This window comes from Escherichia albertii (assembly GCF_028622335.1).
Lineage (GTDB): Bacteria > Pseudomonadota > Gammaproteobacteria > Enterobacterales > Enterobacteriaceae > Escherichia > Escherichia albertii.
The window spans coordinates 3570693-3593320 of the sequence record NZ_CP117568.1 but is presented as its reverse complement, the minus strand read 5'-3'; the positions used below and the strand labels follow the sequence as shown (position 1 = coordinate 3593320).

Sequence of the window (22628 nt, the reverse complement as noted above, 5' to 3'; positions counted from 1 at the left end):
TTTTAATTCACCACAGCGTCAGCCACAGGAGGGACCTATGTCCGGGTTTTATCATAAGCATTTCCTGAAATTACTTGATTTCACGCCAGCGGAACTCAATAGCCTGCTCCAGTTAGCCGCGAAACTGAAAGCTGATAAGAAAAACGGCAAAGAAGAAGCCAAACTCACGGGTAAAAATATCGCGCTCATCTTCGAAAAAGACTCGACCCGTACTCGATGCTCTTTCGAAGTTGCCGCATATGACCAGGGTGCTCGCGTTACTTATCTCGGCCCAAGCGGCAGCCAGATTGGTCACAAAGAGTCGATTAAAGACACTGCCCGCGTGCTTGGTCGGATGTATGACGGTATTCAGTATCGCGGCTATGGTCAGGAGATTGTCGAAACGCTGGCGGAATACGCTGGTGTGCCAGTATGGAACGGCCTGACCAATGAGTTCCACCCCACGCAGCTGCTGGCGGATCTCCTCACCATGCAGGAGCATTTGCCCGGCAAAGCATTCAACGAAATGACGCTGGTCTATGCAGGTGACGCGCGTAACAACATGGGCAACTCAATGCTGGAAGCGGCGGCGCTGACTGGCCTGGATCTGCGGCTGGTCGCCCCGCAAGCGTGCTGGCCGGAAGCCTCACTGGTTACCGAATGCCGCGCGCTGGCACAGAAACATGGCGGAAATATCACCCTGACGGAAGACGTTGCGGCAGGCGTTAAAGATGCCGACTTTATCTACACGGATGTGTGGGTGTCGATGGGAGAAGCGAAAGAGAAATGGGCTGAACGCATCACGTTACTGCGTGATTATCAAGTGAATAGCAAGATGCTGCAGCTCACCGGTAACCCGCAGGTTAAATTTCTGCACTGCCTGCCCGCCTTTCATGACGATCAAACAACGCAGGGCAAAAAGATGGCTGAAGAATTTGGTCTGCATGGTGGAATGGAAGTCACTGATGAAGTTTTTGAATCCGCCGCCAGTATTGTCTTTGATCAGGCGGAAAACCGTATGCATACCATCAAAGCAGTCATGGTCGCGACGCTCAGCAAATAATGGATATGACGATGCCGGGAAATACAACGTTATCCCGGCATCACATTATTCCAGACAATGATAATTTATTTCTTCCATCCATATTTTTGTATTGTATCTCTTAAATTTTCTGGGTAATTAAATGCATTCAACTGCTCTTCATCAATAAACATTGATATATCACAATTTGATTTTAAAATGGTCAACATAAGGCACTTTCTGAGTGTTAACTCATCAAGTGAAAGCTGGTTAAAAAATTGCCAATAATGCGATTGATTTTGTATACCAGTTTTATTTTTCTCTAAATCATCTATATGAATTTCTATTTTATCCAGTTCGCTCTTACAGAGTTGATACTGCTCAAGCAAATGAGGAAAATACCAGGAAAACATATTAGAATTATTGATAAAAAAATCATTTAAAAAAATTCCATTCGTCAATACAGAGGCAGGTATTGTTTTAAACAGTGACTTAGCATTATTAAAATAAACTTGTATTAAATTAAATTTCTCTTGAGAACTTAACTCAAAGACATCAATATTCTTAATGACTTCACCCCAAATAAGATCATGTATTGACTCATTATTTCTATACGCATCCTTACTTAGAATTGAAAGCAATAACCCAGCTATTTTAGGCTGCTCACGACCACAATCAATTTTATTAACCATTTCGCATGCATATTTTATTTTTGATTCATCATTCATGTATTTCAGACTTTTATTAAAACACCACTCCAGTATCTTTACGTCATTAATATATGGCAAATCTGAAAAATCTTCTAACATCGATATCAGGACCGGAGAGAGGTCAACTTTCGCATTGTCTAAGTAATCGATAAGTATATGAGAGAGAGTAATTTTGACACGATTAATTTCATCATTTATTTTTTCTTTGCTGGTTCCCTCTGAGATGCCATGATATTCAATATCATTAATTTTTTTAAGTATATCGTCTTTTTCATTCAGTAAGTGAGGAAGAATTTCATCATTCAGATAAGGTATTACTAACAAATGTCCGCACTCTATTTGTGGTGACATTCTATTTAATATATTATCCGCTATTTCTTTATAAATAACCTCATCTTCACCATTTTTATTGAGGTTGTTTATCTCTATCGCAGTTTGATTATTAATATCACGCTGATAATACTCAAAAACTTTGTTAGCTATCAGGAGCAACGAGCTATTATCTTTTCTTTCGAACGAGTTTCCCTCATAACGAATACTCGATCCGTCAGGTTGTTGATGTATAATAGCTGTATGCCCTCGCGGGATCCCATCATAAGAAGACGTATCAAATTTAATTTCTATAATTACCTCTGATAAACCACTCCCATTCCCCTCTGAATTTATCGTGTGAAACTGCATTATTTCATCACCATTATCATCTTTAAAATGATTAGTAGCAGTTACATTCGCCATCATTTTTTTCCCCGCCTCGTGGCGGATTTCGTTAAAATTCACATGCCCCAACGTAAATACCCATACCAGAAACTCTAAAAAAGCTTTGGGTGAGCGAATATTTCCAGTGTTATTTTGTCCTCCAGCAATACTGGCAAGATGATTAATTCCTGTCTGTAAGGTATTTAAGTCTTTTTTATTCAGGAGGAGATTGTCGGCATTTAGTATACCAGGATAATTATTCGAAACTGAGGTATTGAAACTTCCCATGACGCGCTCCTTGAGTTAGTGAGAACGTCCGATTGTTACGACTTTATCTAGCAAAAAAATATCAGAAAACGCTCTTTTCACGCAGTTCGCCGTAAACCTGGAGTTATTTACGGCGAAAGGCCATCACGCCATCAGCATTTTCACAACGGCTTTGCGAACCCTCGCTGGCGCGCCTACCGCACACAACGGCTTGTGAACTTCACCCGGATAGAACACAACAAAATCGCCTTCATTAAGGATAACGGTCTTCTCCTCAACGCCTTCCGGTAAAAAGGCGATGTCTTTATCAGCCAACCAGTCGGTTTCCGGCGCCCCCGCAGATTGTGTACTGAAGGTCATACCTTCCTGCCCTTTTAACACAATCTGGATGTCGAGATAGCGGGCGTGGTACTCCGCACGACGCTCCTCAAACGGCTCGGTCATATCTTCAGAGATAAGATAAAACAGACGGTTGCCTTCGATATCGTGCTTACCTTTTGGCGTTTCTGCCGTTACATGCGCTTTGATGTGCTCTATTGCCTGGCGAAACTCTTCTGGCAGCCATGGCTGGAGATTATGAATATTTCCGATGATCATCTTTTATTTCCCTCAATTAAAACATCGTTTCATTTATCTCGTTATACGTAATTCCTTACTGCCATACCAGCATTTTTTATCGCCAGATTGCGCTGGCGCATGTTTTTCTCCCCATTACACTTGAAAACACAATGCGTTATAAATTCAATTTTAAGACATATAAATTCACTACAATCGTTTACTTTCGGAAATTATTGCATTAACTGCTTGATCCCACTTTCTGGCTGAGTATAATGCCGGACAATTTGCCGGGAGGATGTATGGTTCAGTGTGTTCGACATTTTGTCTTACCGCGTCTGAAAAAAGACGCTGGCCTGCCGTTTTTCTTCCCGTTGATCACCCGTTCCCAGCCCCTCAATCGAGGGGCTTTTTTTTGCCCAGGCGTCAGGAGATAAACATGGCTAACCCGCTATATCAGAAACATATCATTTCCATAAACGACCTTAGTCGCGATGACCTCAATCTGGTGCTGGCGACAGCGGCGAAACTGAAAGCTAACCCACAACCGGAGCTGCTAAAGCATAAAGTGATTGCCAGTTGCTTCTTCGAAGCTTCAACCCGTACCCGCCTCTCTTTCGAAACCTCCATGCACCGCCTGGGCGCCAGCGTGGTGGGCTTCTCCGACAGCGCCAACACGTCACTGGGTAAAAAAGGGGAAACGTTGGCCGACACCATTTCGGTTATCAGCACATATGTTGATGCGATTGTGATGCGCCATCCGCAGGAAGGCGCGGCGCGTCTGGCTACTGAGTTTTCTGGCAATGTACCGGTGCTGAATGCCGGTGATGGCTCCAACCAGCATCCGACGCAAACTCTGTTGGATCTGTTCACTATTCAGGAAACCCAGGGACGCCTGGACAATCTTCGCGTTGCGATGGTCGGTGACCTGAAATATGGCCGTACCGTTCACTCTCTGACTCAGGCGCTGGCGAAATTTGACGGCAACCGTTTTTACTTCATCGCCCCGGATGCACTGGCAATGCCGCAGTACATTCTGGATATGCTCGATGAAAAAGGTATCTCCTGGAGCCTACACAGCGCCATTGAAGAAGTCATGGCAGAAGTGGATATTTTGTACATGACTCGCGTGCAAAAAGAGCGCCTGGACCCGTCCGAATACGCCAACGTGAAAGCGCAGTTTGTTCTACGCGCCAGCGATCTCCACAACGCCAAAGCCAATATGAAAGTGCTGCATCCGCTGCCGCGTGTTGATGAGATTGCCACCGATGTTGATAAAACGCCGCACGCCTGGTACTTCCAGCAGGCAGGTAATGGGATTTTCGCTCGCCAGGCGTTACTGGCACTGGTTCTGAATCGCGATCTGGTACTGTAAGGGGAAAAAGAGATGACACACGATAATAAATTGCAGGTTGAAGCGATTAAACGCGGCACGGTAATCGACCATATCCCCGCCCAGATCGGTTTTAAACTGTTGAGTTTGTTCAAGCTGACCGAAACAGATCAACGTATTACCATCGGCCTGAATCTGCCTTCTGGTGAGTTGGGGCGTAAGGATCTGATAAAAATCGAAAATACCTTCCTGACCGACGCTCAGGTTAATCAACTGGCCCTGTACGCCCCACAAGCCACGGTAAATCGTATCGACAACTATGAAGTCGTTGGCAAATCGCGCCCCAGCTTGCCGGAACGTATTGATAATGTGTTGGTCTGCCCGAACAGCAACTGTATCAGCCATGCCGAACCGGTTTCTTCCAGCTTTGCAGTGAGAAAACGCGCCAATGATATCGCGCTCAAATGTAAATACTGCGAAAAAGAGTTTTCGCATAATGTGGTGCTGGCCAATTAATTGCGGTTGGTAATAAAAGTCTGTCTCCCTATAATGAACCAGACTTTTTACCGCTGTAATAAAGGAGAAATCATGAGCAAAACTATCGCGACGGAAAATGCACCCGCAGCCATCGGTCCTTATGTTCAGGGCGTTGATCTGGGCAGTATGATCATCACCTCCGGTCAGATCCCGGTAAACCCAAAAACTGGCGAAGTACCGGCAGACGTAGCTGCACAGGCGCGTCAGTCGCTGGATAACGTGAAAGCTATCGTGGAAGCGGCTGGCCTGAAAGTGGGCGACATCGTTAAAACCACCGTGTTTGTAAAAGATCTGAACGACTTCGCAACCGTGAACGCCACTTACGAAGCCTTCTTCACCGAACACAATGCGACCTTCCCGGCACGTTCTTGTGTTGAAGTTGCCCGTCTGCCGAAAGACGTGAAGATTGAGATCGAAGCGATCGCTGTTCGTCGCTAATCTCTTTCAAAAAGATAATCCAGGTTTCGCGCCTGGATTATCTGATTCAACCACGGAGGGTTGAAGATGGCTAAAGCCCGTTTCACTGATGAACAAATTGCTGAAATTTTACAGCAGTCAAAAAAGGGTGCGCCTAATAAAGAATTATGTGAACACTATCAATTTAGTGTTAGTACACTGCGGCGCTGGCAAGAACAGCACGCAGAAGGCGTAAGAAGTGAATTAAAAAAAATAGAATCCAAAGCGCAAATCGTCTTTCTGCTTTTCTTTGCTGTCTCCATTATACTCACGCTTATATTTGGCAAACCTACAGGTGGATGGGTAATACCGCCTTTATTACTTTATTGTGTTTATTATATTCGCCTGTATCGCAACATCTCCGCCAGACACATTAAAAAAGAAGACATCTATCTCTCTCGTTCTGTAAATAATAGCTACAGCGCCCTTTATAATTTGAGCTGGACGTTTATTTGTTTTTTTATTTTTGCAGTAATCTATTTTTTTGTTCAGGTCTTTGCATAAACGGCTGACCTGAAAGAGTATTTCAGGTCAGTTTCATCACGTGTTTACTGCCAACCGTAGCGGCGGCTATAAAACCCTTTCACCAGTTGCGTTAGCGTCATATATCCTGCCAGAATCGCAACCAGCCACGGGAAATAGCTTAATGGCAGCGCCTGCAGTTGCAGATAACTTGCCAGTGGCGAAAACGGCAATGCGATCCCCACGATCATTACGATCACCGTCATGATCATTAACGGCCAGGAAGCACGGCTCTGAATAAACGGGATCCGACGGGTGCGGATCATATGCACAATCAACGTTTGCGACAATAATCCCACCACAAACCAGCCCGACTGAAATAGCGTTTGCGTTTCCGGCGTGTTGGCATGGAATACCCACCACATCAGACAAAACGTCAGAATATCGAAAATAGAGCTGATCGGTCCGAAGAAGATCATAAAGCGCCCCAGATCCGCCGGCTTCCAGCGTTGCGGCTTTTGAATTTGCTCATCGTCGACGTTATCAAACGGGATCGCCACCTGCGACACATCATACAGCAGGTTCTGGATCAGTAAGTGCAATGGCAGCATCGGCAAGAAGGGCAAGAAAGCACTCGCCACCAGCACACTAAACACATTACCGAAGTTAGAACTCGCCGTCATTTTGATGTATTTCAGCATGTTGGCGAAAGTACGACGCCCTTCAATGACCCCTTCTTCCAGCACCATCAGGCTTTTCTCCAGCAGAATAATATCTGCCGCTTCACGGGCAATATCCACCGCGCCATCCACGGAAATACCGATATCCGCGGCACGTAAAGCGGGCGCGTCATTAATACCATCGCCCATAAAGCCAACCACATGTCCTTCGCGCTTCAGCAAGGTCACAATGCGTTCTTTATGCATCGGCGTCAGACGGGCAAACAGCGTGGTACGTTGTGCCAGGCTTGCCAGTTCGTCGTCAGATAACGTTTCAATATCACTGCCGATGACCACCTCTCCCGCATCCAACCCCACTTCGTGGCACACCTTCGCCGCCACCAGTTCGCTGTCGCCGGTAAGGATTTTCACGGTGATGCCACTCGCCTTTAACGCTCGTAGTGCCGGCGCCGTTGTCTCTTTAGGCGGATCAAGAAAGGCGATGTAGCCTTCAAGGATCAAGTCGGATTCATCAATCCGCTGGTAATCCCCTTCACGCGCTGGCAGATATTTCGTCGCTACCGCAACAATGCGCAATCCCTGACGATTCAGCGTATCAGTCACCCGTTTAATACGCCGCAGCATGGTGTCATCAAGCGGAACAATCTCGCCATTGTGGCGCACCTGCGAACACACATTGAGGATCTCCTGCAATGCCCCTTTACAAACCAGTTGATGATGTTCAGCATTCTCCGCCACCACTACCGACATCCGACGGCGTTCGAAATCAAACGGAATTTCATCCACTTTCTGCCAACGGCTCGCCAACTGGCGCGCAGACTCTTCGTCTATCCCTTCCAGCACTGCTGTATCAAGCAGGTTTTTAAGTCCGGTCTGATAATGACTGTTCAGCCACGCGCTATGCAGCACGCGATCGCTGGTTTTACCTGAGATATCGGTATGATTTTCCAGCACAATTTTATCTTGTGTCAGGGTGCCGGTTTTATCAGTGCAAAGAATATCCATTGCGCCAAAGTTCTGAATAGCATCCAGGTGTTTGACGATCACTTTCTGTTTCGACAGCTTTACCGCGCCACGCGCCAGCGTCGAGGTAACAATCATCGGCAACATTTCTGGCGTTAAACCCACAGCAACCGAAAGCGCAAACAGCGCCGCTTCCCACCAGTCGCCTTTGGTATAACCATTGATGAACAGCACCACGGGCGCCATTACCAGCATAAAGCGAATCAACAAAATACTGACGCGACTGATCCCTTGCTGGAAAGCATTTGGTTCACTCTCCTGTTCACTAACGCGTCCCGCCAGTTGACCAAACCAGGTATTTGCGCCAGTGGCAATCACCATCGCCTGTGCCGTACCACTAACCACCGTGGTGCCCATAAAACACAGAGTGTCGCACTCCAGCGGATTACTGTGCTCTGCCTGCCGGGTGGTTGCTGCTTTTTCAACGGGTAGAGACTCGCCGGTTAACGACGCCTGGGCGACGAACAGATCCCGAGCCTGCAAAATACGTAAATCAGCCGGGATCATATCTCCTGCTGCCAGTTTAATAATATCGCCGGGCACTAACTGGTCGATCGGGATCTCCAGCCAACCATTTTCACCTTTATCGTTAATTACCCGCAGCACCGTCGCGGTATTGCTGACCATCGCTTTCAGGGCGTCTGCCGCTTTGGTGGAGCGCGCTTCCTGAATAAAATTCAGCAATGTAGAAATACCTACCATCAATGCAATCACGCCTGCGGCAAATAAATCTTCCGTCGCGTAGGAAATCCCACCGAGAATAGTGAGCAAAATATTAAATGGGTTGCGATAACAAACCCACAAATGTACCCACCACGGTGACGGTTGTTGCGCGGGCAATTTATTCTCGCCATGTTTTTCGCGGGCAGATTCCACTTCCGCCTGATTTAACCCTTCTGGATGCGTGCCGAAGGTTTTCCATAATTCGTCCTCTGGCATATTCGCCATTTTCAGACAATGCGCGCTTAAGGAAGGCGGAATCGGAGTATTCGCTGTCTGCTGCACGCCAGGCAGCGGGTCGCGATGGACCAGACGAGAAGGTAAATGGCGAATTAGCCGGGTAAAAATTTCTTTAAACATAGGAAGTCCCTCCGCACCCTGTAAGCATGGTGCAGAAAATATCTTCAGGCGTAGTAAAACCTTACCTGAAGGTAATAAAAATGAGCAGGGACGTTAAAACGTCACGGCCTTACGCATCCGGTAACGCCGTGAAAAGACGGGCTTACCGGAAAAGTTTTAATCTCCATCGAGGGAGAGGCGTGGGATCAGGTTCCATATAACCTCCGGTAAGTGAAAAAATAGCGCCACGAATAATAAGGAGAATCTAATAATATTCGTAGCATTTATGGCGATATAATACTCGCTGACAACTAAACCAACGATAAACCAGACTTTGCTCATTGCCATATGCGCAGGTAAAGTTAGTCTCAAATAATTAAACGCACGTTACGGGATAACAGGATGCAAAATCGGCTGACCATCAAAGACATCGCACGCTTAAGCGGCGTGGGAAAATCCACTGTCTCCCGGGTACTGAATAACGAAAGCGGCGTGAGCCAGCGCACACGTGAGCGCGTGGAAGCCGTGATGAATCAGCATGGATTTTCCCCTTCCCGTTCCGCACGTGCCATGCGTGGACAAAGCGATAAAGTCGTCGCCATTATCGTTACCCGTCTGGATTCGTTATCAGAAAACCTCGCCGTTCAGACCATGCTGCCTGCATTTTATGAACAGGGTTACGACCCAATTATGATGGAAAGCCAGTTTTCCCCGCAATTAGTTGCCGAGCATCTGGGCGTCCTGAAACGCCGTAATATTGACGGCGTAGTGCTATTTGGTTTTACCGGTATAACGGAAGACATGTTAGCCCACTGGCAGTCATCGCTGGTTCTGCTGGCACGCGACGCCAAAGGTTTTGCTTCAGTTTGCTATGACGATGAAGGAGCGATCAACATCCTGATGCAACGGCTACTCGAGTTGGGGCATCGCAATATCAGTTATCTCGGCGTGCCGCACAGTGACGTAACAACCGGTAAGCGGCGTCACGAAGCCTATCTGGCATTCTGCAACACACATAAACTGCATCCCGTTGCCGCTCTGCCAGGCCTTGCTATGAAGCAAGGTTATGAGAACGTAGCAAAAGTGATTACGCCTGAGACCACCGCTTTACTGTGTGCGACTGACACGCTGGCGCTTGGCGCGAGTAAGTACCTACAAGAACAGCACATCAACACTTTGCAACTGGCGAGCGTTGGTAATACGCCGCTCATGAAGTTCCTCCACCCGGAGATCATCACCGTGGATCCCGGATACGCGGAAGCCGGGCGACAGGCCGCCAGCCAGTTGATCGAGCAGATCAACGGACGTTGCGCCCCCCAGCAGATCATCATTCCCGCCACTCTTTCCTGATCGTTTCCTGAACGATAATTTGTGATCTTCGCTACGTTTCGGGAACGTTCCCATTTTTTAATTGTTCCCGACAATATATTCTGCAGCCAACCAAATATGTCATCTGCCACGGGGCTTTATGATGAGCAAAGTTAATCAAGCGGATATTGATCAGTTAATAGAACTGGTTGGTGGGCGCGGCAATATCGCAACGGTAAGTCACTGTATTACCCGCCTGCGCTTTGTCCTCAACCAACCGGGCAATGCCAGACCGAAAGAAATCGAGCAACTGCCGATGGTGAAAGGCTGCTTCACCAATGCCGGGCAATTTCAGGTCGTCATTGGCACCAACGTTGGCGATTACTATCAAGCGCTGATAGCGACGACCGGCCAGGCGCAGGTCGATAAAGAGCAGGTGAAAAAAGCCGCCCGGCAGAATATGAAATGGCATGAGCAGTTGATCTCTCATTTCGCAGAGATCTTCTTCCCGTTACTCCCGGCATTGATTAGCGGCGGTTTGATCCTCGGCTTTCGTAATGTGATCGGCGATCTGCCCATGAGCAACGGTCAGACGCTGGCGCAAATGTACCCTTCCCTGCAAACGATCTACGATTTTCTGTGGTTGATCGGTGAGGCCATCTTCTTCTACCTGCCGGTCGGGATTTGCTGGTCAGCGGTGAAAAAAATGGGCGGCACGCCGATCCTCGGTATCGTACTGGGCGTGACGCTGGTTTCTCCGCAACTGATGAACGCCTATCTGCTCGGGCAGCAGGTGCCGGAAGTATGGAACTTTGGCATGTTTAGCATCGCTAAAGTGGGCTATCAGGCACAGGTGATTCCGGCCCTGTTAGCTGGGCTGGCGCTGGGCGTTATTGAAACTCGCCTTAAGCGCATCGTGCCGGATTACCTTTATCTGGTCGTGGTTCCGGTCTTTTCGCTGATCCTCGCCGTATTCCTCGCTCATGCGCTGATTGGTCCATTTGGTCGCATGATCGGTGATGGCGTTGCCTTTGCGGTTCGCCACCTGATGACCGGCAGCTTTGCCCCCATTGGCGCAGCATTGTTTGGCTTCCTTTACGCGCCGCTGGTGATCACCGGCGTACACCAGACCACGCTTGCTATTGATATGCAGATGATTCAAAGCATGGGCGGCACACCTGTCTGGCCGCTGATTGCCCTCTCAAATATTGCTCAGGGCTCCGCCGTGATGGGCATTATCATCTCCAGTCGCAAGAACAATGAACGCGAGATCTCCGTGCCTGCCGCTATCTCTGCCTGGCTTGGAGTCACTGAGCCTGCAATGTACGGCATCAACCTGAAATATCGCTTTCCGATGCTGTGCGCGATGGTAGGTTCTGGCCTGGCAGGATTGTTGTGCGGCCTGAACGGCGTCATGGCAAACGGCATTGGTGTTGGTGGTCTGCCGGGCATTCTCTCGATTCAACCGAGCTACTGGCAGGTATTTGCGCTGGCAATGGCTGTCGCCATCATCGTTCCGATTGTGCTCACCTCGTTTATCTACCAGCGTAAACACCGCCTGGGCACGCTTGAAATTGTTTAATTTTCTTCGGGGCGTCATTGCGCCCCTCGCATTTGCAGGAAATACGTAATGACTCATCTTCCCCACTGGTGGCAAAACGGTGTTATCTACCAGATCTATCCAAAGAGCTTTCAGGACACCACGGGCAGCGGCACCGGCGATTTACGTGGCGTTATCCAACGCCTGGACTATCTGCAAAAACTGGGCGTCGATGCTATCTGGTTGACGCCTTTTTATGTCTCTCCCCAGGTCGATAATGGTTATGACGTAGCGAACTACACGGCGATTGATCCCACTTACGGCACGCTGGATGATTTTGACGAACTGGTGACACAGGCAAAATCGCGCGGCATTCGTGTCATTCTCGACATGGTGTTTAACCATACCTCTACCCAACATGCCTGGTTTCACGAGGCGCTGAAGAAAGAAAGTCCTTATCGTCAGTTTTATATCTGGCGTGATGGCGAACCGGGTATCCCCCCGAACAACTGGCGTTCTAAATTCGGCGGCAATGCCTGGCGTTGGCACGCAGAAAGCGGACAGTACTATTTACATCTGTTTGCACCAGAACAGGCGGACCTCAACTGGGAGAACCCGGAGGTACGCGCGGAACTGAAGAAAGTCTGTGAGTTCTGGGCCGATCGTGGCGTCGACGGGCTGCGTCTGGATGTGGTGAATCTGATTTCTAAGGACCAGAACTTCCCTAACGATCTGGATGGCGATGGGCGCCGCTTTTATACAGACGGGCCACGTGTACACGAGTTTTTGCACGAAATGAACCGTGATGTGTTTACGCCACGCGGGTTAATGACCGTAGGCGAAATGTCTTCCACCAGCCTTGAACATTGCCAGCGATACGCAGCGTTAACAGGCAGTGAATTGTCGATGACCTTTAATTTTCACCACCTGAAAGTCGATTATCCCGATGGTGAAAAATGGACGCTGGCTAAACCCGACTTTGTGGCACTGAAAACGTTGTTCCGCTACTGGCAACAGGGAATGCACAACATCGCGTGGAATGCCTTGTTCTGGTGTAACCATGACCAGCCACGCATTGTTTCTCGTTTTGGCGATGAAGACCAATACCGCGAGCCAGCAGCTAAAATGCTGGCGATGGTGCTGCATGGTATGCAGGGAACACCGTATATCTACCAGGGTGAAGAGATTGGTATGACCAACCCGCATTTCACGCGCATTACCGACTATCGCGACGTTGAAAGTCTCAATATGTTTGCTGAATTGCGTAGCAATGGGCGTGATGCCGACGAGTTATTAGCAATCCTTGCCAGTAAATCTCGCGACAACAGTCGTACGCCGATGCAGTGGAACAATGACGATAACGCAGGATTTACTACTGGTAAGCCGTGGATTGGCCTGTGCGATAACTATCAGGAAATCAACGTGGAAACCGCGCTGGCCGATGAATCCTCGGTGTTTTACACCTATCAGAAGTTAATTGCACTACGCAAACAAGAACCCATTCTGACATGGGGTAATTATCAGGATCTGCTGCCAATCAGCCCTGCATTGTGGTGTTATCGTCGTGAATGGCAGGGACAAAGTCTATTGGTGATTGCCAACCTGAGCCGTGACGTACAATCCTGGCAGCCAACGCAAATTCGCGGTGACTGGCAGCTTCTGATGCATAACTATGAAGAAGCGTCACCACAACCATGCGCCATGACATTACGGCCTTTTGAGGCTGTCTGGTGGTTGCAGCGATAACTCTTCACCATGCCCCGGTAAAACAAATATTTCCGGGGCCTGCCTCGACAAGCATCTTGTTTTTGTTGATTTTCCAGTCAGAAAATCATTAGAAAATTTACATATCTCTGTAGCGCCCGCCATCCGTACACTCTGCTTTTTACTTTGAGCTACATCAAAAAAACCTCAAACATCCTTGATGCAAAGCACTATATATAGACTTTAAAATGCCCACCAACCCAATATGTTGTATTAATCGGCTATAATTGCTACTACAGCTTTCCTTTAAGAAGGTATGGAGTTGTGGATAAGCGGATGGTGATTGTGGAAAGCGCCGGAAAACGAAACGAAAAAACCGGAAAACACCTTTCCCAATTTCTGTGGATAACCTGTTCTTAAAAATATGGAGCGATCATGACACCGCATGTGATGAAACGAGACGGCTGCAAAGTGCCGTTTAAATCAGAGCGCATCAAAGAAGCCATTCTGCGTGCAGCTAAAGCAGCGGAAGTCGATGATGCTGATTATTGCGCCACTGTTGCCGCTATTGTCAGCGAGCAGATGCAGGGCCGCAGCCAGGTAGATATCAATGAGATCCAGACCGCGGTTGAAAACCAGCTAATGTCTGGCCCGTACAAACAACTGGCCCGTGCTTACATCGAGTACCGTCACGATCGCGACATTGAACGTGAAAAACGCGGTCGCCTGAACCAGGAGATTCGCGGCCTGGTCGAGCAGACCAACTCTTCGTTGCTCAATGAAAACGCTAACAAAGACAGCAAAGTGATTCCAACCCAGCGCGACCTGCTGGCCGGGATTGTTGCTAAACACTATGCGCGTCAGCACCTGCTGCCGCGTGATGTGGTGCAGGCGCATGAGCGCGGCGATATTCACTACCACGATCTCGATTACTCGCCGTTCTTCCCGATGTTCAACTGTATGCTGATCGACCTGAAAGGCATGCTGACCCAGGGCTTTAAGATGGGGAATGCCGAGATCGAGCCGCCGAAATCGATCTCTACGGCTACCGCAGTGACTGCGCAAATTATTGCTCAGGTCGCCAGCCATATTTATGGCGGCACCACCATTAACCGTATTGATGAAGTGCTGGCGCCGTTTGTTACCGCCAGCTACAACAAACACCGTAAAACAGCCGAAGAGTGGAATATCCCGGACGCCGAAGGCTACGCTAACTCTCGTACCATCAAAGAGTGCTACGACGCCTTCCAGTCGCTGGAATATGAAGTGAATACCCTGCACACCGCCAACGGTCAGACGCCGTTTGTAACCTTTGGCTTTGGCTTGGGCACCAGTTGGGAATCGCGCCTGATTCAGGAATCTATCCTGCGTAATCGTATCGCGGGCCTCGGCAAAAACCGTAAAACTGCGGTGTTCCCGAAACTGGTGTTTGCGATTCGCGATGGCCTGAACCATAAGCCCGGCGATCCGAACTACGACATCAAGCAACTGGCGCTGGAGTGCGCAAGCAAGCGCATGTACCCGGACATTCTGAACTACGATCAGGTAGTGAAAGTAACCGGTTCGTTTAAAACGCCGATGGGCTGCCGCAGCTTCCTTGGCGTGTGGGAAAACGAAAACGGCGAACAGATCCACGATGGCCGCAACAACCTTGGCGTCATCAGTCTGAACTTGCCGCGTATTGCACTGGAAGCGAAAGGCGATGAGACCACCTTCTGGAAGCTGCTGGATGAGCGTCTGGTGCTGGCGCGTAAAGCGCTGATGACCCGTATCGCCCGTCTGGAAGGCGTGAAAGCACGCGTGGCTCCGATCCTTTATATGGAAGGTGCCTGCGGCGTACGTCTGAATGCCGACGATGACGTTTCTGAAATTTTCAAAAACGGTCGTGCGTCTATATCGTTGGGCTACATCGGTATCCACGAAACCATTAACGCGCTGTTCGGCGGCGAGCATGTTTATGATAACGAACAACTTCGCGCAAAAGGTATTGCGATTGTCGAACGCCTGCGTCAGGCAGTCGATCAGTGGAAAGAAGAAACTGGCTACGGTTTCAGCCTGTACAGTACGCCGAGTGAAAACCTGTGCGACCGTTTCTGCCGTCTCGATACCGCTGAGTTTGGCGTGGTGCCGGGCGTAACTGACAAAGGCTACTACACCAACAGCTTCCACCTCGATGTGGAGAAAAAGGTAAATCCGTACGACAAAATCGACTTTGAAGCACCTTACCCGCCGCTGGCGAACGGTGGTTTCATTTGCTACGGCGAGTATCCAAACATTCAGCATAACCTGAAGGCGCTGGAAGATGTCTGGGACTACAGCTATCAGCATGTACCGTATTACGGCACTAACACGCCAATCGATGAGTGCTACGAGTGTGGTTTTACCGGCGAGTTTGAATGTACCAGCAAAGGATTCACTTGCCCGAAATGTGGTAACCATGACACCTCCCGTGTGTCGGTGACTCGCCGCGTGTGCGGATATTTAGGTAGCCCTGATGCTCGCCCGTTTAACGCCGGTAAGCAGGAAGAAGTTAAGCGCCGCGTTAAACATTTGGGGAATGGGCAAATAGGTTGATCCCCACTCTGCGGTAAGCAAATGCCGGATGCGGCGTAAACGCCTTATCCGGCCTACACGCGGACTGATAAGCCAGGCGAAATATGAACTTCCATCAATACTATCCTGTCGACATCGTCAACGGCCCCGGCACTCGCTGCACCTTGTTTGTCTCAGGGTGCGTTCATGAGTGCCCCGGCTGCTATAACAAAAGCACCTGGCGGTTAAATTCCGGTCAGCCATTTACCAAGGCAATGGAAGACCAGATCATCAACGATCTGAACGACACCCGCATTAAACGTCAGGGAATTTCTCTTTCCGGCGGCGATCCGCTGCATCCGCAAAACGTGCCGGACATTTTAAAACTGGTGCAACGCATCCGCGCCGAGTGTCCGGGTAAAGACATCTGGGTATGGACAGGCTATAAACTCGATGAACTCAACGCTGCGCAAATGCAGGTTGTTGATTTGATTAATGTGCTGGTCGATGGCAAATTTGTACAGGATTTAAAAGATCCTTCCCTGATCTGGCGCGGTAGCAGCAACCAGGTGGTGCATCATTTGCGTTAGTCACTCATCCAGCCGTTTTGTCGCGTCTTCATAAACGGCTGAGTACTCTCTCTTACCAATAGCTATCACCAACACGAGCAACTCTTTATCATTGACCTGATAGACCAGGCGATATCCCAGTGTGCGAAGCTTAATTTTGTAGCAGTCCGGCGAATCCCATAGTTTAGTCGATGGATTGCGCAGCCTTTTCAGCACATCCTCAAGCCTTTTTTAAATTGTTCCCGGACTGTCACGTCCAGTTTTTGCCACTCTTTCAGCGCCCGCGGCTCAAAAGCCAGCTCATAGTTCATCCAGTCGGACCTTAATGGCCTCTTGTGGGTTGGTCAGTCGTTCCCTGACTGTGCGTATAATGGGGATATACACAGGGAAATAGCCGTGTTGAAAGTAAATTCTGCGGGGAAGTGATGAAAGGAGAAGAGCATTGGGCGGTAACGTTTCACCGCCCAATAAGGAATTAACGATACTTCTTGTGATAGGCGTTGCGGGTTGTTTTCAGTTGCTCTGCGACGGCCTGTGCTTCTTTCACTTTGCCTTCGTCTGCCAACTTCAGCGCATCGTCAATCTGACCAACCAGAATGTCAAAACCATGGCGGTAGTCTTTCATCTCGGGACTGTCCGATGATTTGCCTTCCAGCTTCGGCGGCGTCGCTTTTTGCGCATCCAGTGCCGCGACACGCATTTTGGTTAGCGCATCTTTGACTTGCGCCGCGTTATCCGCTTTTTCTACCACTTTTAAATTGTCGTTAAGGGTTTCCATATTGTCTTCCAGCCCAGCGGCAAACGACGCCGAACTGAATACTAATGAAGAGACAGCAAGAATAGCTAACAGGCTTTTACGCATTGCACACTTCCTTCCATTTTTCCTTATTAAGATTTGACGCGGCAGGTCGCGCCAGTTTGTTTACTGCCCGGCGATTTTCATCTCCGGTAACAGAACAGAACCACACTGTATGTTACTGCGCGTTTCAATATCATTACCAACAGCAACGATATCGCGCCACATATTTTTTAAATTACCTGCGATGGTGATTTCACTCACCGGATACTGGATTTCGCCGTTCTCTACCCAGAAGCCCGCCGCGCCACGGGAATAATCACCGGTGATCGCGCTCACGCCCTGACCCATCAGCTCCGTCACCACCAGCCCGGTGCCCATCTCTTTGAGCATTTGTTCGAAGCTGAACCCTTGTCCAGCAATGCGCCAGTTGTGAATACCGCCCGCGTGTCCGGTACTTTTCAGCCCCAGCTTGCGCGCAGAATAGCTGGTCAACAACCACTGGGTCAGGATGCCATCTTTGACGATATCGCGGCGCTCGGTACGCACACCTTCACTGTCAAACGGCGTGGATGCCAGTCCTTTCAGTAGATGCGGATGTTCTTCAATGGTCAGCCAGTCCGGTAGAATTTGTTTACCTAGCGAGTCGAGCAGGAAGGTCGATTTACGGTAGACCGCGCCACCAGCAATCGCGCCAACCAAGTGACCAAACAGACCCGTGGCAACTTCATTGGCAAAAATTACCGGCGCTTTCATAGTGGAGAGTTTACGCGGCGCCAGTCGCGATAGAGTTCGGCGAGCGCACTCTGCCCCAACCCACTCTGGCGTTTGTAAATCGCTCATCGCGCGACCAATGGTGTAGGCGTAATCACGCTCCATATCGCCATTTTCTTCCGCAATAACACAACTGGAGAGCGAATGACGCGTTGAGCAGTACCCCTGCAACATACCGTGGCTGTTGCCGAAAACTTTTACGCCGTAGTGGCTGTTAAAGCTGCCGCCTTCGGTATTGGTGATACGTTTGTCCGCCTGCAATGCCGCCTGTTCCGCGCGTGCAGCCAGTTCAATAGCTTCATCCGGGGAAACTTCCGCTGGGTGGAACAAGTCAAGATCCGGTGCATCAAAAGCCAGCAGTTCTTTGTCTGCCACGCCTGCATAGGGATCTGGCGAAGTGTAACGCGCAATATCCAGCGCCGCCTGTACGGTGCGGGCAATGGCCTGTGGGCTTAAATCAGTGGATGATGCGCTACCTTTACGGTTCTGGTGATACACGGTGATCCCCAGCGCACCATCGCTATTGAACTCGACATTCTCCACTTCACCATAACGCGTGCTTACACTAATGCCGGTAGTCTTGCTGACGGAAACTTCCGCACCGTCCGATTTGCCTGAGGCTAACTCCAGCGCAGTCGAAACTGCTTCTTCCAGAATCTTGCGCTGCGCTTCAACTTGAGAGATTACTTTCATTGCAAGTGCCATAATGTAGAGAGTTTCTCTGAAGTCTAACAGAGAACCGTTTTTCAGTGCGCATCTTAACTGGTAACATTAGCCTCTTTTTTTAAGGAGCCTGACATGACTAAGCAGCCCGAAGACTGGCTCGACGACGTTCCCGGTGATGACATCGAAGACGAAGACGATGAAATTATCTGGGTCAGTAAAAGTGAAATTAAACGTGATGCCGAAGAGCTAAAACGCCTGGGCGCGGAAATTGTTGATCTGGGGAAAAACGCGCTGGATAAGATCCCATTAGATGAGGATCTGCGTGCAGCCATCGAGTTAGCCCAGCGTATTAAGATGGAAGGTCGCCGCCGCCAGTTGCAGCTCATCGGTAAGATGCTGCGCCAGCGTGATGTAGAACCGATCCGTCAGGCGCTGGATAAGCTAAAAAACCGCCATAACCAGCAGGTGGTGCTGTTCCATAAACTGGAAAATCTGCGCGATCGTTTAATTGATCACGGTGATGACGCCATCGCCGAAGTATTGAATCTGTGGCCAGATGCCGATCGCCAGCAACTACGTACTCTGATCCGCAACGCGAAGAAAGAGAAAGAAGGAAATAAACCGCCGAAATCCGCGCGACAGATTTTCCAGTATCTGCGCGAATTAGCGGAAAACGACGGGTAATTTTCGTTGTTGATGTGAGTATGGTTTGCCGGATGCGGCGGACCTCCAGGCCTGATAAGGCGCGTCAAGCGTCGCATCAGGCACTTTGCTCAAACGCCGGATGCGGCGTAAACGCCTTATCCGGCCTACATAAGCATGCAAGGCTGCAGAATTACTGAGCAGCTTCCGCTTTCTTCGCCAGACCATCCAGCAGTTTCTGATGAATCCCACCAAAACCGCCATTGCTCATCACCAGAATATGGTCGCCAGGCTGGGCGGTTTTCACCACCATATCCGCCAGTGCATCAACATCGCCACTCCAGTGTGCAGGCTGAACGCAGGCTTCTGCTACTTCAGCGACCTGCCACGGAATGTGAGGCGGTTGCAGCAGAAAGACTTCATCGGCACGGCCTAATGACGGCGCCAGGTCGTCTTTGCAGATCCCCATCTTCATCGTGTTAGAGCGCGGTTCCAGCACAGCAATGATACGCGCCGTACCACCAACTTTGCCGCGCAGTGCCGCCAGGGTTGCCAGAATCGCCGTTGGGTGATGGGCAAAATCGTCATATACCGTCACGCCATTCGCCTCACCGCGCAATTCCAGACGACGACGGGCGTTAATGAACGAACCCAACGCATTAGCGGCATCTGCCGGAGAAACGCCAACATGACGGGCCGCGGCAATCGCCATCAGGCCGTTGTGCATGTTATGTTCGCCGACCAGCGACCATTTCACATCACCCACTTTTTCGCCATCCAGCCACACTTCCCACTCGGAAGCGTCAGTGGTCAGCTTTTTCGCCTGCCAGTGACCTTGCTCGCCCACCAGCTCCTGCTCACTCCAGCAGCCCATTGCCATGGTCTGCTTCAGGTTGATGTCGTTTTCCGGCCAAATAATACGGCCCTGACCCGGAACGATACGCACCAAATGGTGGAACTGTTTCTGGATCGCTTTTAGATCGTCGAAGATATCGGCGTGATCGAACTCAAGGTTGTTGAGGATCAGCGTACGCGGGCAGTAATGAACAAACTTGGAGCGTTTGTCGAAGAAGGCGCAGTCGTATTCGTCCGCTTCGATAACAAAGAAGTCGCTTTCGCCCAAACGTGCAGAAACCTCAAAGTTCCCCGGTACGCCGCCAATCACAAAACCCGGTTTATAGCCGCACTGCTCCAGAATCCAGGTCGCCATCCCCGCCGTGGTTGTTTTGCCATGGGTACCGGCAACGGCCAGTACCCAACGATCGCGCAGTACGAAATCGTGTAACCACTGTGGGCCGGACACATAAGGGATGTTTTTCTCCAGTACCGCTTCCACACACGGATTTCCACGGGTCATGGCGTTGCCAATGATCACCAGATCCGGCTGTGGGTCGAGCTGACTGGCATCGTAACCCTGAATCAGTTCGATGCCTTGCTTCTCAAGTAAGGTGCTCATCGGCGGATACACATTGGCATCCGAACCCGTTACTTCATGGCCCAACTGGCGCGCCAGCATCGCCAGACCGCCCATAAACGTGCCACAAATTCCTAAAATATGAATGCGCATACGTCACTATCCTTTTTTAATCTGCCGCTCATTTTACGCATATGTCGGGCAACTGAGAAACGCATTTCAGGATAAACCGTAATTTGCTGGCGCGATTCACCTGAGCGCAACATTCGGATTATTTGTTAAGATTGTTGCGGTCGCTTTACTCCATAAACATTGCAGGGAAAGTTTTATGAAAACGTTAGGTGAATTTATTGTCGAAAAGCAGCACGAGTTTTCTCATGCTACCGGTGAGCTCACTGCTTTGCTGTCGGCAATAAAACTGGGCGCCAAGATTATCCATCGTGATATTAACAAAGCTGGACTGGTTGATATCCTGGGTGCCAGCGGTGCTGAGAACGTACAGGGTGAGGTTCAGCAAAAACTCGACTTGTTCGCTAATGAAAAACTGAAAGCCGCACTGAAAGCGCGCGATATCGTTGCAGGCATTGCATCCGAAGAAGAAGATGGAATTGTCGTCTTTGACGGGTGTGAACACGCAAAATACGTTGTGCTGATGGACCCACTGGATGGCTCGTCCAACATCGATGTTAACGTCTCTGTCGGTACCATTTTCTCCATTTACCGCCGCGTTACGCCCGTCGGCACGCCGGTAACGGAAGAAGATTTCCTCCAGCCTGGAAACAAACAGGTTGCTGCTGGTTACGTGGTATACGGTTCCTCTACCATGCTGGTTTACACCACGGGATGTGGTGTTCACGCCTTTACCTATGACCCTTCACTTGGCGTTTTCTGCCTGTGCCAGGAACGAATGCGCTTCCCGGAGAAAGGAAACACCTACTCCATCAACGAAGGAAACTACATTAAGTTTCCTAACGGAGTGAAGAAGTACATTAAATTCTGCCAGGAAGAAGATAAGTCCACCAACCGCCCGTATACCTCACGTTATATCGGTTCACTGGTCGCGGATTTCCACCGTAATCTGCTGAAGGGCGGTATTTATCTCTACCCAAGCACCGCCAGCCACCCGGACGGTAAACTGCGTTTGCTGTATGAATGCAACCCGATGGCGTTCCTGGCGGAACAAGCAGGCGGTAAAGCGAGTGATGGTAAAGAGCGTATTCTGGATATCATCCCGGAAACGCTGCACCAGCGCCGTTCGTTCTTCGTCGGCAACGATCATATGGTTGAAGACGTCGAACGCTTTATCCGTGAGTTCCCGGACGCGTAACGGTCTAAAAACGCCGGAGCAATCCGGCGTTTTTAATTATCAATTAACGAAGGTTAATTTGACACGCTTAGATAAGCGGAAGTAAGGGATCCAGATTGCAAGATGGATGATGCTTTTCAGCAGCTCCCATGCATCCTTCAGGTCAAAAGAAACGCCGATTAATGTCACTGTTCCCCAAATATCAGCAACATTAAATGCAAAAAGCGCCAGAAGAAGGGCAATATAGTATTGTGGAAGTTGTCGTTTTTTCTTAAAAAACAGATAAGTAGTATAACTTACCAGCAGAAATAAAATGGCAAATCCAGCCGTTTCCAGAAAAAGAACTGTCCTGAGCGGTTCTTCCTGAATTGCCTGAGCAAGCTTCCAGGTGCGTACAGTTGAATAAATGTTCGCAATAATACCAAGTACTAAACCAATAGCAGGAAAATACAGCCAACCTCCAATTCCCGTAAGCTTTTTATCAGTACAACTTTTGCAATAATCGTCAGGCGGTAAAACACTCACACCGCAGCTTTTGCACGTTGCCTTTAATTCCTCGCCTTCCTTTACCCACATTTATAACATCCTTATATATCAGT

At 49.4% G+C, this 22628-nt stretch carries 21 protein-coding genes and 1 pseudogene; 13 read left to right on the top strand and 9 right to left on the bottom strand.

What is annotated here, in order from left to right:
• The first annotated feature begins 37 nt into the window (after positions 1–37).
• Complete coding sequence (argF, locus tag PS053_RS17460) at positions 38–1042, top strand: ornithine carbamoyltransferase (protein WP_256878731.1); 1005 nt, start codon at positions 38–40, stop codon at positions 1040–1042.
• A gap of 65 nt (positions 1043–1107) precedes the next feature.
• Here the strand turns inward: argF and PS053_RS17455 are convergent, their stop codons facing one another.
• A complete protein-coding gene (locus PS053_RS17455) occupies positions 1108–2694 on the bottom strand; it encodes a hypothetical protein (protein WP_256878732.1) in 1587 nt (528 codons plus the stop codon).
• Between the two features lie 123 nt (positions 2695–2817).
• Entirely contained in the window at positions 2818–3270 is a 453-nt protein-coding gene (gene tabA / locus PS053_RS17450) for a toxin-antitoxin biofilm protein TabA (protein WP_000583465.1), read from the bottom strand.
• A 260-nt stretch (positions 3271–3530) separates the two neighbouring features.
• Here tabA and pyrL point away from each other — a divergent pair, with 260 nt between their 5' ends.
• The 5 genes from pyrL (at position 3531) to PS053_RS17420 (ending at position 6058) form a co-directional block, all read left to right on the top strand.
• Positions 3531–3665, top strand: a complete 135-nt coding sequence (pyrL, locus tag PS053_RS17440; protein WP_032156451.1) for a pyr operon leader peptide — start codon at positions 3531–3533, stop codon at positions 3663–3665.
• A 2-nt stretch (positions 3666–3667) separates the two neighbouring features.
• Positions 3668–4603, top strand: a complete 936-nt coding sequence (gene pyrB / locus PS053_RS17435) for an aspartate carbamoyltransferase (RefSeq protein WP_000013053.1) — start codon at positions 3668–3670, stop codon at positions 4601–4603.
• Between the two features lie 12 nt (positions 4604–4615).
• A complete protein-coding gene (gene pyrI / locus PS053_RS17430; RefSeq protein ID WP_000148573.1) occupies positions 4616–5077 on the top strand; it encodes an aspartate carbamoyltransferase regulatory subunit in 462 nt (153 codons plus the stop codon).
• A 72-nt stretch (positions 5078–5149) separates the two neighbouring features.
• Positions 5150–5536, top strand: coding sequence for an enamine/imine deaminase (locus PS053_RS17425; protein WP_000047542.1), 387 nt, complete (start codon positions 5150–5152; stop codon positions 5534–5536).
• 66 nt (positions 5537–5602) lie between these two features.
• Entirely contained in the window at positions 5603–6058 is a 456-nt protein-coding gene (locus PS053_RS17420; protein ID WP_025237772.1) for a transposase, read from the top strand.
• Positions 6059–6102: 44 nt separating this feature from the next.
• Here the strand turns inward: PS053_RS17420 and mgtA are convergent, their stop codons facing one another.
• Positions 6103–8799 carry a magnesium-translocating P-type ATPase gene (mgtA, locus tag PS053_RS17415; protein WP_256878733.1) on the bottom strand — a complete coding sequence of 899 codons (2697 nt, stop codon included), beginning with the start codon at positions 8797–8799 and terminating at the stop codon, positions 6103–6105.
• 142 nt (positions 8800–8941) lie between these two features.
• The gene (mgtL, locus tag PS053_RS17410) at positions 8942–8995 is read right to left on the bottom strand and encodes a mgtA regulatory leader peptide MgtL (RefSeq protein ID WP_100207247.1); all 54 of its coding nucleotides are present in this window, start codon (positions 8993–8995) and stop codon (positions 8942–8944) included.
• A 158-nt stretch (positions 8996–9153) separates the two neighbouring features.
• Between mgtL and treR the strand changes: the two genes are divergently transcribed.
• The 5 genes from treR (at position 9154) to nrdG (ending at position 16452) form a co-directional block, all read left to right on the top strand.
• Positions 9154–10128 (top strand): trehalose operon repressor TreR, encoded by a 975-nt coding sequence (treR, locus tag PS053_RS17405; protein ID WP_254901836.1) that lies wholly within the window; start codon positions 9154–9156, stop codon positions 10126–10128.
• A gap of 118 nt (positions 10129–10246) precedes the next feature.
• The gene (gene treB / locus PS053_RS17400) at positions 10247–11668 is read left to right on the top strand and encodes a PTS trehalose transporter subunit IIBC (protein ID WP_016241084.1); all 1422 of its coding nucleotides are present in this window, start codon (positions 10247–10249) and stop codon (positions 11666–11668) included.
• Positions 11669–11716: 48 nt separating this feature from the next.
• On the top strand, positions 11717–13372 hold the full coding sequence (gene treC, locus PS053_RS17395; protein WP_054412078.1) for an alpha,alpha-phosphotrehalase: 1656 nt from the start codon (positions 11717–11719) through the stop codon (positions 13370–13372).
• 393 nt (positions 13373–13765) lie between these two features.
• On the top strand, positions 13766–15904 hold the full coding sequence (gene nrdD, locus PS053_RS17390; protein ID WP_000187766.1) for an anaerobic ribonucleoside-triphosphate reductase: 2139 nt from the start codon (positions 13766–13768) through the stop codon (positions 15902–15904).
• Positions 15905–15987: 83 nt separating this feature from the next.
• Positions 15988–16452, top strand: a complete 465-nt coding sequence (gene nrdG / locus PS053_RS17385) for an anaerobic ribonucleoside-triphosphate reductase-activating protein (RefSeq protein WP_059219054.1) — start codon at positions 15988–15990, stop codon at positions 16450–16452.
• On the opposite strand, the pseudogene PS053_RS17380 reads toward nrdG, so the two are convergent.
• The 3 genes and pseudogenes from PS053_RS17380 to pmbA form a co-directional block, all read right to left on the bottom strand.
• A pseudogene (locus PS053_RS17380) lies at positions 16453–16742 on the bottom strand (type II toxin-antitoxin system RelE family toxin). It abuts the gene before it with no gap.
• Positions 16743–16906: 164 nt separating this feature from the next.
• Positions 16907–17293 carry a cytochrome b562 gene (gene cybC, locus PS053_RS17375; RefSeq protein ID WP_001232259.1) on the bottom strand — a complete coding sequence of 129 codons (387 nt, stop codon included), beginning with the start codon at positions 17291–17293 and terminating at the stop codon, positions 16907–16909.
• Positions 17294–17353: 60 nt separating this feature from the next.
• Positions 17354–18706, bottom strand: coding sequence for a metalloprotease PmbA (gene pmbA / locus PS053_RS17370; RefSeq protein ID WP_001162197.1), 1353 nt, complete (start codon positions 18704–18706; stop codon positions 17354–17356).
• Positions 18707–18799: 93 nt separating this feature from the next.
• On the opposite strand from pmbA, the gene yjgA reads away from it, so the two are divergent.
• Positions 18800–19351 carry a ribosome biogenesis factor YjgA gene (yjgA, locus tag PS053_RS17365; RefSeq protein ID WP_000166283.1) on the top strand — a complete coding sequence of 184 codons (552 nt, stop codon included), beginning with the start codon at positions 18800–18802 and terminating at the stop codon, positions 19349–19351.
• Positions 19352–19502: 151 nt separating this feature from the next.
• On the opposite strand, the gene mpl is transcribed toward yjgA, so the two are convergent.
• Positions 19503–20876, bottom strand: a complete 1374-nt coding sequence (gene mpl, locus PS053_RS17360) for a UDP-N-acetylmuramate:L-alanyl-gamma-D-glutamyl-meso-diaminopimelate ligase (RefSeq protein WP_059219052.1) — start codon at positions 20874–20876, stop codon at positions 19503–19505.
• A 175-nt stretch (positions 20877–21051) separates the two neighbouring features.
• Here mpl and fbp point away from each other — a divergent pair, with 175 nt between their 5' ends.
• Entirely contained in the window at positions 21052–22050 is a 999-nt protein-coding gene (fbp, locus tag PS053_RS17355) for a class 1 fructose-bisphosphatase (RefSeq protein ID WP_000853759.1), read from the top strand.
• 39 nt (positions 22051–22089) lie between these two features.
• On the opposite strand, the gene PS053_RS17350 is transcribed toward fbp, so the two are convergent.
• Positions 22090–22605 (bottom strand): DUF2569 domain-containing protein, encoded by a 516-nt coding sequence (locus PS053_RS17350; RefSeq protein WP_000270073.1) that lies wholly within the window; start codon positions 22603–22605, stop codon positions 22090–22092.
• Between the last annotated feature and the right edge of the window lie 23 nt (positions 22606–22628).

Bases quoted from the DNA above. Each gene is read 5' to 3' on its own strand.
- argF (WP_256878731.1), top strand. From the start codon at position 38: ATGTCCGGGTTTTATCATAAGCATTTCCTGAAATTACTTGATTTCACG.
- PS053_RS17455 (WP_256878732.1), bottom strand. From the start codon at position 2,694: ATGGGAAGTTTCAATACCTCAGTTTCGAATAATTATCCTGGTATACTA.
- tabA (WP_000583465.1), bottom strand. From the start codon at position 3,270: ATGATCATCGGAAATATTCATAATCTCCAGCCATGGCTGCCAGAAGAG.
- pyrL (WP_032156451.1), top strand. From the start codon at position 3,531: ATGGTTCAGTGTGTTCGACATTTTGTCTTACCGCGTCTGAAAAAAGAC.
- pyrB (WP_000013053.1), top strand. From the start codon at position 3,668: ATGGCTAACCCGCTATATCAGAAACATATCATTTCCATAAACGACCTT.
- pyrI (WP_000148573.1), top strand. From the start codon at position 4,616: ATGACACACGATAATAAATTGCAGGTTGAAGCGATTAAACGCGGCACG.
- PS053_RS17425 (WP_000047542.1), top strand. From the start codon at position 5,150: ATGAGCAAAACTATCGCGACGGAAAATGCACCCGCAGCCATCGGTCCT.
- PS053_RS17420 (WP_025237772.1), top strand. From the start codon at position 5,603: ATGGCTAAAGCCCGTTTCACTGATGAACAAATTGCTGAAATTTTACAG.
- mgtA (WP_256878733.1), bottom strand. From the start codon at position 8,799: ATGTTTAAAGAAATTTTTACCCGGCTAATTCGCCATTTACCTTCTCGT.
- treB (WP_016241084.1), top strand. From the start codon at position 10,247: ATGATGAGCAAAGTTAATCAAGCGGATATTGATCAGTTAATAGAACTG.
- treC (WP_054412078.1), top strand. From the start codon at position 11,717: ATGACTCATCTTCCCCACTGGTGGCAAAACGGTGTTATCTACCAGATC.
- nrdD (WP_000187766.1), top strand. From the start codon at position 13,766: ATGACACCGCATGTGATGAAACGAGACGGCTGCAAAGTGCCGTTTAAA.
- nrdG (WP_059219054.1), top strand. From the start codon at position 15,988: ATGAACTTCCATCAATACTATCCTGTCGACATCGTCAACGGCCCCGGC.
- cybC (WP_001232259.1), bottom strand. From the start codon at position 17,293: ATGCGTAAAAGCCTGTTAGCTATTCTTGCTGTCTCTTCATTAGTATTC.
- pmbA (WP_001162197.1), bottom strand. From the start codon at position 18,706: ATGGCACTTGCAATGAAAGTAATCTCTCAAGTTGAAGCGCAGCGCAAG.
- yjgA (WP_000166283.1), top strand. From the start codon at position 18,800: ATGACTAAGCAGCCCGAAGACTGGCTCGACGACGTTCCCGGTGATGAC.
- mpl (WP_059219052.1), bottom strand. From the start codon at position 20,876: ATGCGCATTCATATTTTAGGAATTTGTGGCACGTTTATGGGCGGTCTG.
- fbp (WP_000853759.1), top strand. From the start codon at position 21,052: ATGAAAACGTTAGGTGAATTTATTGTCGAAAAGCAGCACGAGTTTTCT.
- PS053_RS17350 (WP_000270073.1), bottom strand. From the start codon at position 22,605: ATGTGGGTAAAGGAAGGCGAGGAATTAAAGGCAACGTGCAAAAGCTGC.